A 14912-nucleotide genomic window follows, 5' to 3' on the forward strand; every position below is an offset into this window, starting at 1 on the left:
CAACTCGACAGGCGGCAACTCTTTGGGGAGCCGCCTTTCTTTTTCAGCGGTTCGCACGGTGGAACGCCGTTCAGCCTTCAGATAAGCTTCGCGGATGCGTGATCTCAATCTCAAAGCGACCGAGTATTTTGAAGCCGTTGCCCGCTTGAGCAGCGTGACCAAGGCGGCCGAAGAACTTGGCATTTCTCCCTCGGCGGTGAGCCAACAGCTTTCGCTCCTTGAGGCGCAACTTGGCGTGAAGCTCTTCCGCCGTGAGAAAGGTCGTCTGGTGCTGACGCTGGACGGCGACCGCCTGTTCCAGACAACCACCCAAGCCTTCAGCGCCATACGCAACGCCCGCTCTGCCGTTTCATTTCAACGGGACCGACGCAATTTCGTCATCCGCGTCAGCCCGAGCTTCGGTGTGCGCTGGCTGGGGCCTCGGGTCGGCGCCTTCGCTGCAGAAAACGAGGACTGGAATCTCCGTATCGATGCGACGCCGGACTTTACTGCATTCGAAACGGAAAGTGTCGATATCGACCTGAGATATGGGTTGGGTACCTGGAGCGGCGTGGCCGTGACGCCGCTGATGCACGATCTGGTTCTGCCTCTCTGCAGCCCTGATTATCTGGAACGTTTGCGCCAGATCGATCCTGATCCCGCTCGTCAGCTTGCGGGCGCGCGCCTGATCGACAGCGTCAAAACACTCTATCGCTGGGATCTCTGGCTTGCGGCCAACAGGATCGATATTCCGAAGGTCAACTATCCGCTCCGTTTCGACCGATCCTCCATGTCGATCGAGATGGCTAAGCAGGGAGGTGGGGTCGCTCTCGACAGTGTAAGCCTCTGCCTCGGCGAATTGCAGAGGGGAGAACTGGTCCCGTTTTCGACGGCCTATGAGGTGATCGATTTTCCGGCCTACTGGCTGGTGTGTCCGTCCCGACATCTCAGCCGACGCATCGTCCAGCGTTTCCAGACCTGGATGACGAACGCTTGCAAGCTGCATGACGACGCTGCCCGGGCCCACCTCAAAGATCTGGGGTGCCGTTTCCGGATTGGTTCGGCGACCGACCTGATCGATGTGAAACCTTGGGGGCTATAAGGCTTTCGTCTTAGCATTAAGGTGGCCTACAGAGGTCTTTCACTTTTCTTAAAATCAATCCTCCGGCGACGGTGCTATCTCTGGCTGTAGCGAATGCCGGGAGGAAAACATGAATTTGGCTGGCCGCGCTGTCGCGCGTTCCAATGTTTCATTGGAGCTGCGTGCATGGAATATTCGTCGCAAAGCACTGCTCATGGGGCAGGTTCAGGGGCAGGGCTATATCGGACAGGCGCTCGGGATCGCCGACGTCCTTGCCGCATCCTATTTCCACGCTCTGGACTATCGTCCCGAAGACCCCGAGTGGGAGGGGCGAGACCGATTCCTCCTGTCGATCGGGCATTATGCCATCGCTCTTTATGCCGTTCTGATGGAAGCCGGCATCCTGCCTGAGGATGAACTGCAGACCTATGGGATGGATGACAGTCGCATGCCGATGTCCGGCATGGCATCCTACACACCTGGCATGGAAATTACCGGCGGTTCGCTCGGCCACGGTCTCGGCATTGCCGTCGGCATGGCAATGGGTCTGAAGCGGAAGGCCAATCGCGCCTTCGTCTACAACCTGATGTCGGATGGCGAGCTGGGCGAAGGTTCCACCTGGGAGGCGGCGATGTCCGGCGCCCACCACAAGCTCGACAACCTGATCTGCCTCGTCGACTTCAACGACCAGCAGGCTGACGGTAAGTCGACCGAGATGCTGTGCTCCGAACCGTTGACCGAGAAATGGGAAGCCTTTGGCTGGCACGCCCAGAGGGTCAATGGCAACGATCTCGCCGCAGTCGTCGAGGCCTTCGACAAGGCACGCGCGGTCAAGGAGCCCCAGCCGCGCGTCATCATCTTCGATACCACCATGTGCAAAGGGGTCCCCTTCCTCGAAAGCCGCGAAATCACTCACTTCGTCCGCGTCGAAGCGGACGAATGGGACAAGGCGCTCGCAGTTCTGGAAGAAGGAAAACCGGCATGACCCTCGCATCAATGGCCCGCAAATACGAAGCCCGCAAAGCGCCTGAAGGGGAGCGTCAGGCGACCTCCGCGATGATCGCCTCTCTGGCTGCCGAAGGGTATGACACCGTCGCTGCCCCGTTCGGCAACGCTCTCGTCGATGCCGCGCGCAAGGATGAGCGCATCGTCGGCCTGACCGCCGATCTCGGGAAATATACCGACCTCCATATTTTCCAGCAGGCGATGCCTGACCGCTTTTACCAAATGGGCATGGCCGAGCAGGTGCTGATGTCGGCTGCCGCAGGTCTCGCCCGTGAAGGCTTCATTCCCTTTGCCACGACCTATGCCGTTTTTGCCTCGCGTCGCGCCTACGACTTCATCGCCATGGCGATCGCCGAGGAAAACCTTCCTGTAAAGATCGTCTGCGCCCTTCCGGGTTTGACGACGGGCTATGGACCGAGCCACCAGGCAACCGAGGATCTTGCGATCTTCCGCGGCCTGCCGAACATGACGCTGATCGATCCCTGTGACGCTGACGATATCCTCGGCATGATCCCGCAGATGATCGCGCATGATGGGCCCATCTACTCCCGCCTGTTGCGCGGCAAGGTGCCGTCGGTCATCAAGAAGCACAAGCCGGACTATCGGTTCCAGCTCGGCAAGGCGCATATGATCCGCGAGGGCAAGGACGTCCTCGTGATTTCCACGGGCCTTATGACCATGCGCGCGCTCGATGCGGCCGTGAAGCTCGCTGATGACAAGGTGGACGTGGCGCTTCTGCATTGCCCGACCATCAAGCCGCTCGACCTCGAAACCATCGCTGCCGAAGCCGCCAAGGGCGGACGACTGGTCGTCACCGCAGAGAACCACACGCTCATGGGCGGTCTGGGCGAGGCCGTCGCCGCCGGTCTTCTGTCGCGCGGCATTGCTCCACGGTTCCGCATGATCGGCCTTCCGGACGCGTTCCTGGAGGCGGGCGCGTTGCCGACGCTGCACGAGATGTACGGCATCTCGGTCGGCAAGGTCATCGAGCAGATCAAGGGCTGGCTCTAACCAGCAAGTTCATTTCTTCAAACAGCAGACAAGGAGGAGAAGGGCCCATGAGCCTTCTGAAGGGAAAATTTGCCGTCGTGACGGGGGCTGCCTCGGCACGTGGTCTTGGAAAGGCCACTGCGAAACTGTTCGCCGAACATGAAGCTACAGTCGCCATTCTCGATCTAGATGCGGAGGCCGCACACAGTGCCGCTGCCGATCTCGGCCCGGATCATGTTGGCCTGGCGTGCAACGTGACTGACAAGGCCGCCTGCGATGCGGCCATTGCCGAACTCCTGAAGCGCTGGGGCCGTGTCGACATTCTCGTGAACAATGCCGGCATCACGCAACCGTTGAAGTTCATGGAGATCGGTCCTGCCAACTACGACGCCGTTCTCGACGTCAATCTGCGTGGTACGCTCTACATGAGCCAGGCGGTCATTCCTGGCATGCGGGAGCAAAAGTCCGGCTCGATCGTCAACCTCAGCTCGGTTTCGGCCCAGCGTGGCGGCGGCATCTTCGGCGGCCCGCATTATTCCGCAGCCAAGGCCGGCATACTCGGGCTGACCAAGGCCATGGCCCGCGAGCTGGCGCCCGCCAATGTGCGTGTCAACGCGATTTGCCCGGGCTTCATTGCAACCGACATCACGGCTGGCAAGCTGACGCCCGACATGCTGGAGAAAATCGTGGAAGGCATTCCGATGGGACGTCCAGGTGAAGCTTCCGATGTCGCCGGCTGCGCGCTGTTCCTGGCGTCCGAGCTTTCGTCCTATTGCACGGGCACTGAGGTCGACGTGAACGGAGGATCACTGATCCATTGAATTGATCCAGGTCAACAGGATGGCCGTCTTTCAAGAGGAGGGAGACGGCCTAGGCGAAGCCTCGCTTCGCCCTTAAACATCACACCAAGGAGGAGGATATGCATATGAACATCAACAGACGGACATTCCTGACCGGTGCCAGCGTGGCTCTTGCGGCCCCCGCCATCGTCTCCGGCATTCGTCCGGCCCGTGCGGCGACCACTCTCACGCTCGGCCATGGCGCTGCGCCGGGCAATCCCCGCACCGTGGCTGCGGCAAAGTTTGCCGAACTCGTTGGACAGAAGACCGAGGGCCGCGTGACCATCAATGTCGCCGGCGCCGAGACGCTCGGCAGCGACTCCGCCATGCTGACCAGCCTGCGCACCGGGGCGCTCGACTTCACCGCAAACAGCCAGGGGGCGACCTCGGCGATCGTGCCGGAACTCGCCGCTCTCGGCCTGCCTTTCCTGTTTGCCGACACTGCGGCGGCCATGCGCGTGCTCGCCGGTCCCGTCGGCGAGGATCTCAACAAGCGCTTCGAGGCCGTCGGTGTCGTTCCGCTCGATTGGTGGGACAACGGCATCCGCCACCTGACCAATTCCAAACGCAAGGTCGCCACGCCGGACGACCTCAAGGGCATGAAAATTCGCACGCCCGCCGATCCGATGACCATCGACATCTTCCATGCACTCGGGGCGAGCACGGAACAGATTGCTTTTGGCGAACTCTACATCGCCCTTCAACAGGGTGTCGTCGACGGGCAGGAGAACCCGCTTGCCAATATCGAAAGCTCCAAGCTGTTCGAGGTCAACCGTTTCATCAGCCTCACCGCGCACAAGTGGGAATCGACGCCATTCCTGATGTCCAAAATCGCCGAGGCGCGGCTCGGTGCCGATCTGGAGGCCGTTCGCGCCGCCGCGAAGGAGGCCGGGGACCTGCAGCGCAAGCTGTCGCTCGAGAAGTCGGCGCAGGTGCTGGAGGCCTTCAAGAAGAATTCGGCGGTTGAAGTGACGGAAGTCGATCGCGAGGCCTTCGTCAAGGCGACAGCAACCGTTGCGGAAAACTGGAAACAGAAGCCGTTCGGGGACTTCGTCAAGCAGATCGAAGCTGCCGCACGCGGCTGATGACAAAGCCAAGCCGGAGGCTTCCCATGTCTACTCTTTTGAGGTCCCTCGACATTCTGGCGCTTCTGACCGTGAAGTTCGCACGCTTCATGGTCATTGCCAGCGGCATCGCGCTGACCGTCGTCACAACGGCGAACGTCCTGGCCCGATACGCGCTCAGCAGCGGCGGCTTTTCCTTCGCACAGGAACTACCGATGCTGATCTTTCCCTGGTTCATCCTGTCAGGGATCGTGCTGGCCGCGAATATGGGCGGCCACATGGCCGTCGAGTGGCTCTACGACAAGCTGACCGGGACCGCCCGGCTTGGCGCCTTCGCCCTGGCAGGCGCGATCAGCGTCCTGTCGTTTGTGGTTCTCGCCTATCAGGCGGTCCTGGTGGCCGAAATTGCCAGCGTCGAAAGCAGCCCCGTGCTCGGTATCCCGAACAGCGTCGGCTACTACGCGCTGGCAATTGGTGCCCTGCTCGTCGCCCTGGTGACGATCGCTGCCACGGCCCGTGTCTTCCGGCGCGGTTGGGAGCACCGGATTGAACTCAAGTTAGAGGATGTGCCGCTATGACGCTCATCATGATCGCCGCCTTCTGCATCCTCATGGTTCTGGCAGTCCCTGTCGGGTACGCCCTGATAATCTCCGCCGGCATCGCGGTGCTGTTCAACGGTTATTTACCGCTCTCGATCGTGGCCCAGCAGATCTACGATCAGACCCAGTCCTTTCCCATGCTGGCGCTGCCGTTCTTTATGCTGGCGGGCACGCTGATGCTCGGCGGAGAACTCGGTCGGCAATTGCTCGAACTCGCCTCCAAGGCGATGCAGCGCTGGCGGGGCGGTCCCCTCTCGACCACCGTCGTTTCGTCCGTGGTGTTCGGTGGCGTCTCTGGATCGGCCGTCGCCAATGCCAGCGCCCTGGGGTCGGTGCTGATCCCCTGGCAGAAGAAGCACGGCTATCCGCCGGCGCTCTGTGCCGCCAACAATGCGACCTCCTCGGTCATCGACGTGCTGATCCCGCCGTCGATCCCAATGATCCTCTACGCCCTGGTCAGCGGGGTCAGCGTCGGGGACCTGTTCATCGCCGGCATCTTGCCCGGACTGATTATGGCGGCGAGCTTCGTCCTCGTCTGCTGGTTCGTCTCGGTGCGCCGGAACTATCCCACGGAGAAGTCCCGCCTCGGCGGGCGGGAGCTGGCGACTCTCGCGACTAAGAGCTTCCCGGCCATTCTTCTGCCGATCCTGATCATCCTGCTCTTACGCTTCGGTTTCGCAACGCCGACAGAAGTCGCAGTGCTCTCTGTGGTTTACTCACTGCTTCTCAGTCTACTGTTCTACCGAGATCTCACATGGAAGCGCTTCTGCGAGAACGTCGTGGAAGCCGGTGTCGGGACTGGTGTGGTCATGCTCGTGATCATGGGGAGTGCGGCGGTCGGCTGGGTGCTGACGTTCGATCAGGCGCCGCAGCACATGGCCGACTGGGTTGCTAGCAATATCTCGAGCCCCATCGCCATCATCCTGATGATGAACATCATCATGCTGATCGTTGGCATGCCGCTCGACATGCCACCGGCGATTCTGTTGCTCGGCCCTATCTTCGTGCCGCTGGCTGATGCCATCGGCCTCGACCGTGTGCAACTTGGGCTGATGATGGTTATCAATCTTGGTATAGGTCTCTACACGCCTCCGATCGGAACCACGCTGTTCATCTCGTCGTCGATCGCCAAGTCTCCGCTTGGCGAAACAACGCGGGAACTCGTGCCGTTCTTCACGATGGCGATACTTCTGTTGCTGGCTGTGAGTTTTATTCCGGCGTTGACCGTCTACTGACAGAGTATCTGGGGCGTTCTACAGTCGACGCCTCAGACGCTCCTCCTGTGCTTGTCCCGCCAGGCACTGGAAGCATCGTGCGCCGAGGCATCCGTGCAGCCTCGGCCCAAGGTTCGTGAAACCCCGCAGCGCACGTCGAGCATTTCTCTAACGAGCACTTCGTTCATGCGTCGGCGCGCTTCGCACCGCCAGCCGGCGAGTTGCTCGATTGGATCCGGGCAAATTCTGCCACGGCCGTCAATGGCGCGGCGCCGTGCGACGACGACGGTGATGCTGACGACTCCGCTGAAGTCCAGGAAGGGAAGATCGACGAGGAAGCGGACCAATACTATGTGCAGGATACAGACTGTTCTAACCACGAAGAGCACGATGCCGACTTCGATCAGAGGGATGCAGCGTGAGCGCCGTCTCCCCGTCGAACGTGGCAGCACCAGCACCCACCCCTTATTTTTCGGGGGTGGAGTTTGCAAGCAGTGCGGACGGTTTATCCGTCGACAGACCATCCTCCTTCATCGGCCGCCGGCGACCGGGGGATGGGCGATGATCAATGTCCGCGTTTCGAAACCGCTGGCAAAAGCAATCGTCGACCGGCGAGAGATCCAGCGGCATCTGGAATGTCTCACCCGGCAAATTACAGCGCGCGCGGGAAGGCAGACGACGACGGTGAAAGCCCTGAGCCGAGCGCGTCGCCGATCGGGTCGTCGTACTTGCCATCAGGAGCTCGTCGACCGCCTCACCTTCGAGCGTTGGGTCGAACTCGACATGATCCGCCGCAGGCTGGCGATGCAGAGAGTGTCATCGGTGAACTGCAGCATCGCGACGAGCGACCTTTGCATTGTCCGCCGACATAGGCAGGCCCGGAAACGTAGCCACTGGTGCTGAACTTGCCCGGCTTCGATGTCGTCGGCGTGGCGGGTTTGGCCGCGTCTGTTCCTTCCCCGCTAGAGCCAGATATCGGGCCGTGCTGGACTGCCCTTCTTGTTCGCTGCGGTCTGAACCGGCGGCCGGGCGTTTCAAGGCCGCTGTCGCGCCGCGTGGCGGCCGACCCAGCCTCCCTGCGCGAGGGCAGGCTCGCCGTCTGCTCAGGTCAAAACCTGCTTGCCCGCAGACCGGCCCTGCTGGCTCAGCCGGATCGGACCTGTGAAGCCGCCCGTCCTTTGCCGGTTCTGGTCGTCCGCATCGAAGGGCAGACCGGCACGGGCCGGAACCGCTTCGGCAGCCAAGGAAGGAACAGCCATGGCCAAGCCAGCAACTTCAAACCGCTCCAACGCACGGATCTCGCAACTTCGCAAAGGAGCAACACTCGAAATGGTCCGTCTCACATGCCCCGATGCGGCCCAGGCGCTCAAGATCGCCGAAAGCTTCGGCACCACGGTTGTCGACAGCGAAGGCATCCGCAGCCTGCATGAGCGGCTGATCGTCGAAACCGCCGACAGCCTCTCCGAAGGCTTGGGCGAGCGGGCCATGCAGATCCATCTGCAGCGCATCGTCGGGGCCTTCGTCGGATCGGCGCATGGCGTCGGGCAGTTCTACTCGCGCGTCGTCACCGAGGCGCGCGACGCAACGGCCAAGGCATCCAACGATGCCCGCGACGAGGATCTCGACGGTCCGGTCGGCTATGACAGCGCCGCACAACGCAAGCGGGAATTCGCGGCTGACATGGGTATCCAGTCCCATCCGCTGCGCATGGCAGCCGAGGGCGCGGTGGCGGCTTACGAACAGGTCGTCGGCGAGAGCTGGAAACCATTCGACCGGCCGGTCGAAAACCCGGGCGCATCGCTCGACCGCAAAGCGGCCGAAGTTCAGATGGCTGCATTCGGATAACTCATTTGGCGGGGTCGCACCCCGCCTTCTTTTCCTGGTCCAAGGCCGGTGCTTACAGCGCCGGCTTTTCTCATGCCGAAAAGGAAAACTGGAGACGCGCCTATCGCGACCCGCCCCGCTCGGCGGTCCTGCAGGAGCCGGGCGCCCATGCAACGGCTTTGCCGTCCTCCACGCTGTTGCGGCCGTTCCGGTGCATGGCCACACCATCGGCCCCTGAGTTCGGACCTCCGTGACGGACCGCGATAGGCGCTATCCTAATGGAGAAAGAAGTCATGAGCAGGAAAACGGATTCCAACCGCGTCGACATCTATGCGCGGATCACCGATCGGATTGTCGAGGATCTCGAACAAGGCGTGCGTACTTGGATGAAGCCGTGGAGCGCCGCCAACACCAATGGTCGCATAAGCCGGCCGGTGCGCCACAACGGCGTTCCCTACTCGGGCATGAACGTGCTCCTCCTATGGTCGGAGCAGATGTCGCGCGGCTTCGCCTCGTCGATGTGGATGACCTTCAAGCAGGCGCTCGAACTGGGCGGGGCCGTGCGCAAGGGCGAGACCGGCTCGACCGTTGTCTTCGCCAGCCGTTTCACCAAGTCCGAAGCCGACGGAAACGGCAACGAAGTCGATCGGGAGATCCCGTTCCTGAAGGCGTATTCGGTGTTCAATGTGGAGCAGATCGAGGGTTTGCCCGATGGCTACTATGCGCCGCCGGCCAAGGTTCTTGATCCGATCGACCGGATCAAGAGTGCCGATCGCTTTTTCCGCAATACCGGCGCAGTCATCCGGCACGGCGGCAATCAAGCCTACTATTCGCCGGTCATGGACTATATCCAGATGCCGCCCTTCGAGGCGTTTCGCGATGCTGCCGGGTACGCGGCCGTCCTCAGTCATGAGGCGACGCACTGGACAGCGGCAGCGCATCGCGTCGGACGTGACCTGTCCCGCTATGCCAAGGACCGGACGGAGCGCGCGCGGGAAGAACTTGTTGCCGAACTCGGCAGCTGCTTCCTGTGCGCTGACCTCGGTATCGCGCCGGAACTTGAGCCGCGGCCGGATCATGCATCGTATCTGCAGTCGTGGCTATCGGTGCTGGCCAACGACAAGCGAGCAATTTTCCAGGCGGCCGCCCATGCGCAGCAGGCAGTGAGCTTTCTGCATTCCTTACAGCCGGAAGCGGATTTGATGGCTGCGGCCTAATGCTCAAGCGCGGTCGTCACCACCGGTGGCGGCCGCGTGATCCGTATCACGCTGGTCCCTGAGACCTTGTGCAATGTCAGCATCCAGCCTTCCCCAGATCGACGGTTTTGCGGTGTCGGGTTTGGGTTTACGGGACGGCTTGCGTTCGACGATGAACGGCTTGGTCTGCTGACGCATTGGTTCTCCAGGCTACGATTCGCGGGTGCAACGATATCGCACGAGGCGTCTTGGACAAGCCGGCCGATGTCTACGTGGAGCTCGTTTCCCCAATTGAAGCAGGCAACGACGGCGGTGCAAGTGAGGCAGGGCCTAGGCTACTATTCCTGACCGAGGGAAATGCGGCGGGACGCCACTGCCATATCCCTTCCCGTCGGAGTTGCCGGCAACCCATCTGCGAGCTCGATGAGGCATGTCTGACCGGAGACCGGCTGCGCCTCGATCGTTTTCCCGCAACGGCCACGACCACTTTTCTTACCCCCGTCGGCTGCGCCGCCATTCCTCTCCCACTAACAAAAGTGGCAGTTGCCGCCCTCCATTTCATTCCGGCCTTATCAGGTGCGGTCCGATCGTCACCGGTCTTTGCGACAGCCATCGAGACCGCGATGGGCGCGGCCCGAATACGAGAAAAGGAATACGACAATGGCAACCATCGGCACCTTCACCTCCACCGAAAACGGCTTCACTGGCTCCATCCGCACTCTCGCCCTCAACGTCAAAGCCCGCATCGCCCGCGTCGAGAACCCGTCCGACAAGGGCCCGCAGTTCCGCGTCTACGCCGGGAGCGTTGAACTAGGCGTCGCCTGGCAGAAGACCTCCGGTGAGGGCCGCGACTACCTCTCGGTTAAACTCGACGATCCGAGCTTCCCGGCTCCAATCTACGCAACACTCGCCGAAGTCGAAGGCGAAGACGGCATCCAGCTAATCTCGTCCCGCCCGAACCGGGATTGATCAAGATCACGAGGCTCCGCCACCGGCGGAGCCTTTTCCCTTATCGGAATGGGGACGCGCGATTACCGCGCGTCGAACCTGGCGAGCATCTTGCGTAGTTGCGCGTTCTGCTCGATGAGCTTCTTTGCAAGCTGGCGCCGCAACGCATCGACCTCCACATCCAGGTTAGCCATTTCATCCGCGAAAGATTTCGGGCCGGCAGCGACGGCAGGGGCGACCTCGTCGGTTTGGGCGACGGAAACCACCGGCTCCACGATCGGCTTAATCTTCTTTTGGCGTGCCGGCGCTCGCTCGACCGGTGTTTCGGCAGCTCGGGTCGGCTTGGGAGCAGGCGGCTTCTCGTCAGGCTCTTGCGATGGGGGGAGCGCTGCCGGCTCCTCGTTTCTGGCTGGGGCCGCAGGAGCTTTCGCTACAACTGGTGTCGCCGTTTCGATGTCCGTCGAGTCAGTATCTGGGTCGCGCAGGTTTGCCTCGACTTGCGCCTCGGAGTCGGCCTCCGCGGAGCGGTCGGGCACCGCTGGTTCAATGTCCGGGTGTTCCTCTTCGAGGGAGGGTCTGTACTCGAGAGCAATGGTCTTCGGCGCGACTGCTGGGCTCTCGTCATGGCTATCTGGTTTCGGTTTACGTGACACCAGGTCAGCCACAAATCTCCATGGTGTTCTCATCGCATTTACCTTCAAAGCATGGCGGCGGGGATATTGCCGCGGTCATTCATTGTCACCAAAACCGCATTGATCTCGGTCAATCATACGAAAGGTCGGCGGCGCCATCGCATGGAATAGGTGGCGCCGCTCAAAAAAAGCCGAAATCAGCCCTTGCCAAGGCGCTTGCGCAGATCTGCATTCTCTGCGCGCAGCTTTTCGGAGAGCTCCTTGCGAAGCTGCTTGTTCTCTTCCTCAAGCTTGATGAGGTCGGCGATATCGTCGATGACGTCAACAGAGGTAGCGACCGGAGCGGACGCAGCAGCTCCAACGCGGCGCGCGCGACTGGCGGCCGCCTTCGGTGTGGCAACCGGCTTTTCCGCCTTGACCGGAACCACTTTGGAGCCACGCTTGGCACGTGTTTTCTTGGCCGGCTTTTCTACCGGTGCAGAGGTAGCATCGACGGTGCTGGCCTTAGTGACAGCTTTCGGCGTCCGTGGCTTGCGCGTCTTCTTCTCAGCGGGGGCAGGGGCTGGCGTTTCTGTCGCGGCAGATGCTTCAATCGTGGTTTCGTCGGCCATCAGTGTTCTCCTCTGTTAGGCCGCCAAGCTTTTGATTCGCCGTTACTTAAAGTCAATGCGGAAAGCGGTGTTTCGCGTGCATTCGGCGTTTGCCAGGTCGCCATCTCTACCATGAGATCAAAGCCGGACCACGCATCGAGCGAGGTCCGGCTTTTTTGGGTGCCATACGGAGAGGAGGAAAAACCTGCTCAGTATCCGACGATGATGCCGACCGGATTGCCGTCGTCAAGGATGAGCGGTTCCCCCAATTTCGAATTGGCAGCAGAGCCGCCAACACGAAATCGGCTCCCCCACTCCCCGGCGCTGCCGGTCGCTTCAGCGCTCCTTGACATCGTCATTCCCTATCCGGCGCCGCTGATCGTCTTTCACATAGGAGATCAGACGATGACCTACGAACTCGAATGCAAGATCGAAGAACTTCGGGCCGAATTGCGAAACGCTCTCGATCGTTGCGAGCGCCGCCTGATCGAAGCCGAGCTCGATCTCGCACAGGCCGAACTGACGGTCGCGATAGCGGAGCTGGACGGCCGCGTCGATGCCGAGCCACCGTTCTGAGGGGCGGCGTCAAACCGCGTCTTCATCACACGCTGTCGCAGATCTCCTGTCGATCCCATTTTATTGACATCAGTGGTGGTGCGTCCCGGGCGTCTGGCTGCAACCTGATGACGCCAGAATTTTCCCCGCTTAACGCTCCTCGCGCATCAAGATTCAGTCGCCATCAGGTCCTCCGCTCCGCTTCAGCCCTGTGGGTGCAGCCCTCCTTTCCCGTCCGCTCTTCATCCCCGTAATGAACCGCAATCAAAAGGAGATCCATGATGCGACAGCTCGCAAAATTCCTCAGCGCCACCGGCCGCCGTCTTCGCACCCTTGGCAAGGTCGTCAGTCACTTTTTCCGCAAGGGCAAACTCGGTCTGAACATCGCCGGAGGCGTTGTCACGTAAACCCGCGTCGCTTCGTCATGATGTAAAGCCAGGTCCTCGCAGACGTGGCAAGAAGGTTGACGTGCTTGACGTCGTTCCGCAGAGCTCGGCGGACGTTCCCGCCGCTTTTTGACGACGCGATAAGCCTTGATGAAGAAATCAGGGTGCTGCGGGCGCAATTGGCGAGCAAGCTTCAGCTTCAGTACGCACAGCTGAAGGGGATGCTGGTGCGGTTCACCCGATTACCGCCATCGCGAAAGCCGCCGCGGGAAACCTCGAAATCAATAAATTCGACAGGGAGTTGCCGTCGTCGGGCGATAGCCACGCGCACGCTTCCTCTTGATGACCTCGAGGAACAGCCTGACGGCATCTTCTTCTTTGGGAAACGCATGAACCATGGATCTGCCGGACGCGCCTATTCGTCCCCATCGCCTGATCAGGCAGGGTTCCCCGAACAGCGTCTCCGAGATCGCCAAAGCATAAAACCGCGCCATATTTTTCGCGGGATCGGTTCGTTCGACGTAGAGCTGGTAGGGCTGGGTGAGCATGCGGAGAAGATCGTCGAACGGAAGGAGAACGTCCAACGACAGTTTTGAATCGGTCTGTCGCGACCGATTCAAATTGGTGATGTTTTCCGGCGGGCACGCGTCTCAGACGGCCAATATCCGCGACGCTATGCTACGTGCCCGTCCAGCTTTTCCCTGCAGATCTGCTCGACCAGGTTTTGCAGTACCTGGATCCGTTCGATCAGCCAGCGGAGTTCTTCCTCGGTGATCTCGTAATGCGGTGAGTAGCGGGCATCGACATAAGCACGATCAAGCCGCTCGAAACAGCGGCGGGCGAACTTGGTATCGCGCGGCCATGCCTCGATCAGCCGCGGCTCGATCCGTTCTGCCGAAGACCGGAGGAACTTCAGCCGGTGCGATTTCGGGCTGTAGAGAGTGAGGACGAGGAGGACGCAGTGGTAAAGACGTTCAGTGGCTTGATGGAATTCGAATGCAGCGATCTTAGGGCGCTCTTTCTCGACCGCATATCGGCCTTGGTCGTAGAAGTCACTGGCGCTACCAAACCACTCTGCGAAATATCCTTCTGCCTCCTCCCTGGCTTCCTCCTCGCTAAGCGGTTTCGGCGCCACAAACGGATGACCTTCCTTCTCATAGAGCATGATGCCATCACGGATGATGTCGATGAAGAACGGCCGTCCGCGCGCCAACTGGTCGTTCACGTCTTGAAGCGTGTGCACGATGACATTGACCGGCGTCTCGATCGTCTTCGTCACCAATAGCTCGCGCAAAAAATGATCGGAGACATCATGCCAGAGCTCGTTTTCTTCCGCGACGCTATGCATGTTGACGACGACCAAAATATCGTAATCGGAGCGGTAACCGCTTTTATGATCCTCCACCCAGCCGCCGCGGCTATAGGAACCAAACAAAATGACCTTCAGGATCCGCCCGGCCTCCTGTTTTTCAGAAAGCCTTGACTGCTGCGCGGTTTCGAACTCCTCGAAGATGATCTTCAAGGCGCGCGAAAGCTCGCGACGCTTGCGGTCGGGAAGATGGTTCAAGGCTTCGTTGTCAGTCACGCCACCGCTCGTATCCATTCGTCGTGCCGTATCCTTTTAAAAAAAGCACCGCTCGCAAACCAGTGCCTGACTGCCCGTCAATCATCATCCCCGGTTTGGTCCGTCAAGGATATACAACCGGAAGACCAGGCCCGCCAGCAGGTTGAAGATGGGGTGCCACTTTCAGGATGCTGCCTGGGCCTTCGCGCCAGATCGGTCGAAGGAGTGACGGTTCAGATTGCATCATATCGTCCCCTGAACTCCTGATCTTCATAGTACCGCAGCTTGCTCGCGATGATCGGGCGTCGCGCTGCCAGGAACAGCAATTGGTTTTGCTCGGCCATGTTGCGAACCTCGTCCGGCGTCAACAAAGGCCGGCCGGTATGGTGCTGGCTGAAGGAAAGCCCCGACTGTTCGGAATCGAGCGCCCGCGCCACCGTCTGGAA

At 60.7% G+C, this 14912-nt stretch carries 22 protein-coding genes; 13 read left to right on the top strand and 9 right to left on the bottom strand.

The features are described 5' to 3' along the window. Positions 1-94 precede the first annotated feature (94 nt). From EDE09_RS20735 to EDE09_RS20765, 7 genes are all read left to right on the top strand, one after another. Positions 95-1081, top strand: coding sequence for a LysR substrate-binding domain-containing protein (locus EDE09_RS20735; protein ID WP_132412743.1), 987 nt, complete (start codon positions 95-97; stop codon positions 1079-1081). A 109-nt stretch (positions 1082-1190) separates the two neighbouring features. Next, positions 1191-2045, top strand: coding sequence for a transketolase (locus EDE09_RS20740; protein ID WP_105374681.1), 855 nt, complete (start codon positions 1191-1193; stop codon positions 2043-2045). Between the two features lie 11 nt (positions 2046-2056). Further along, positions 2057-3076: a transketolase C-terminal domain-containing protein gene (locus tag EDE09_RS20745; protein ID WP_207914879.1), complete on the top strand. Its 1020-nt coding sequence runs from the start codon at positions 2057-2059 to the stop codon at positions 3074-3076. 47 nt (positions 3077-3123) lie between these two features. After that, positions 3124-3876, top strand: a complete 753-nt coding sequence (locus EDE09_RS20750; RefSeq protein ID WP_132412747.1) for an SDR family oxidoreductase — start codon at positions 3124-3126, stop codon at positions 3874-3876. 98 nt (positions 3877-3974) lie between these two features. After that, on the top strand, positions 3975-4979 hold the full coding sequence (locus EDE09_RS20755) for a TRAP transporter substrate-binding protein (protein WP_105374678.1): 1005 nt from the start codon (positions 3975-3977) through the stop codon (positions 4977-4979). Between the two features lie 26 nt (positions 4980-5005). Further along, entirely contained in the window at positions 5006-5536 is a 531-nt protein-coding gene (locus EDE09_RS20760; protein WP_132412749.1) for a TRAP transporter small permease subunit, read from the top strand. Further along, positions 5533-6792, top strand: a complete 1260-nt coding sequence (locus tag EDE09_RS20765; RefSeq protein ID WP_132412751.1) for a TRAP transporter large permease subunit — start codon at positions 5533-5535, stop codon at positions 6790-6792. The genes EDE09_RS20760 and EDE09_RS20765 overlap by 4 nt, the downstream gene beginning before the upstream one ends. Positions 6793-6824: 32 nt before the next feature. Here EDE09_RS20765 and EDE09_RS28975 read toward each other — a convergent pair whose 3' ends face one another. Beyond that, positions 6825-7223 (bottom strand): hypothetical protein, encoded by a 399-nt coding sequence (locus EDE09_RS28975; RefSeq protein ID WP_157949111.1) that lies wholly within the window; start codon positions 7221-7223, stop codon positions 6825-6827. Positions 7224-7332: 109 nt separating this feature from the next. On the opposite strand from EDE09_RS28975, the gene EDE09_RS20775 reads away from it, so the two are divergent. Further along, complete coding sequence (locus EDE09_RS20775) at positions 7333-7674, top strand: hypothetical protein (RefSeq protein WP_207914876.1); 342 nt, start codon at positions 7333-7335, stop codon at positions 7672-7674. A gap of 200 nt (positions 7675-7874) precedes the next feature. Here EDE09_RS20775 and EDE09_RS28300 read toward each other — a convergent pair whose 3' ends face one another. Further along, the gene (locus EDE09_RS28300; protein ID WP_157949113.1) at positions 7875-8030 is read right to left on the bottom strand and encodes a hypothetical protein; all 156 of its coding nucleotides are present in this window, start codon (positions 8028-8030) and stop codon (positions 7875-7877) included. On the opposite strand from EDE09_RS28300, the gene EDE09_RS20780 reads away from it, so the two are divergent. Beyond that, positions 8029-8616 carry a hypothetical protein gene (locus tag EDE09_RS20780; protein ID WP_112796853.1) on the top strand — a complete coding sequence of 196 codons (588 nt, stop codon included), beginning with the start codon at positions 8029-8031 and terminating at the stop codon, positions 8614-8616. The two genes, EDE09_RS28300 and EDE09_RS20780, sit on opposite strands and share 2 nt — an antisense overlap. A gap of 272 nt (positions 8617-8888) precedes the next feature. Further along, entirely contained in the window at positions 8889-9812 is a 924-nt protein-coding gene (locus tag EDE09_RS20785) for a zincin-like metallopeptidase domain-containing protein (RefSeq protein WP_105374717.1), read from the top strand. A 3-nt stretch (positions 9813-9815) separates the two neighbouring features. Here the strand turns inward: EDE09_RS20785 and EDE09_RS28305 are convergent, their stop codons facing one another. Then, positions 9816-9989, bottom strand: coding sequence for a hypothetical protein (locus EDE09_RS28305; protein WP_165924247.1), 174 nt, complete (start codon positions 9987-9989; stop codon positions 9816-9818). Between the two features lie 462 nt (positions 9990-10451). On the opposite strand from EDE09_RS28305, the gene EDE09_RS20795 reads away from it, so the two are divergent. After that, the gene (locus EDE09_RS20795) at positions 10452-10760 is read left to right on the top strand and encodes a DUF736 domain-containing protein (RefSeq protein WP_132412755.1); all 309 of its coding nucleotides are present in this window, start codon (positions 10452-10454) and stop codon (positions 10758-10760) included. A gap of 62 nt (positions 10761-10822) precedes the next feature. On the opposite strand, the gene EDE09_RS20800 is transcribed toward EDE09_RS20795, so the two are convergent. The 3 genes from EDE09_RS20800 to EDE09_RS28310 form a co-directional block, all read right to left on the bottom strand. Then, a complete protein-coding gene (locus EDE09_RS20800; protein WP_105374721.1) occupies positions 10823-11404 on the bottom strand; it encodes a hypothetical protein in 582 nt (193 codons plus the stop codon). A gap of 164 nt (positions 11405-11568) precedes the next feature. Further along, positions 11569-11982, bottom strand: a complete 414-nt coding sequence (locus tag EDE09_RS20805; protein WP_105374722.1) for a SyrB-like regulator — start codon at positions 11980-11982, stop codon at positions 11569-11571. A 188-nt stretch (positions 11983-12170) separates the two neighbouring features. Next, complete coding sequence (locus EDE09_RS28310) at positions 12171-12320, bottom strand: hypothetical protein (protein ID WP_157949114.1); 150 nt, start codon at positions 12318-12320, stop codon at positions 12171-12173. 46 nt (positions 12321-12366) lie between these two features. Between EDE09_RS28310 and EDE09_RS28315 the strand changes: the two genes are divergently transcribed. Next, positions 12367-12537, top strand: coding sequence for a hypothetical protein (locus EDE09_RS28315; RefSeq protein WP_165924248.1), 171 nt, complete (start codon positions 12367-12369; stop codon positions 12535-12537). Positions 12538-12797: 260 nt separating this feature from the next. Continuing rightward, positions 12798-12923, top strand: a complete 126-nt coding sequence (locus EDE09_RS28865; RefSeq protein WP_280952550.1) for a hypothetical protein — start codon at positions 12798-12800, stop codon at positions 12921-12923. Positions 12924-13183: 260 nt separating this feature from the next. On the opposite strand, the gene EDE09_RS20810 is transcribed toward EDE09_RS28865, so the two are convergent. The 3 genes from EDE09_RS20810 to EDE09_RS20820 all read right to left on the bottom strand — a co-directional run. Continuing rightward, positions 13184-13450, bottom strand: coding sequence for a WGR domain-containing protein (locus EDE09_RS20810; protein ID WP_132412769.1), 267 nt, complete (start codon positions 13448-13450; stop codon positions 13184-13186). 125 nt (positions 13451-13575) lie between these two features. Next, the gene (locus tag EDE09_RS20815; protein ID WP_132412757.1) at positions 13576-14505 is read right to left on the bottom strand and encodes a HEPN domain-containing protein; all 930 of its coding nucleotides are present in this window, start codon (positions 14503-14505) and stop codon (positions 13576-13578) included. A gap of 194 nt (positions 14506-14699) precedes the next feature. Then, on the bottom strand, positions 14700-14912 hold a 213-nt coding region (locus EDE09_RS20820), incomplete at its 5' end, for a type IV secretory system conjugative DNA transfer family protein (protein ID WP_165924249.1).

The organism is Neorhizobium sp. S3-V5DH, from assembly GCF_004343065.1.
Taxonomy (GTDB): domain Bacteria; phylum Pseudomonadota; class Alphaproteobacteria; order Rhizobiales; family Rhizobiaceae; genus Neorhizobium; species Neorhizobium huautlense.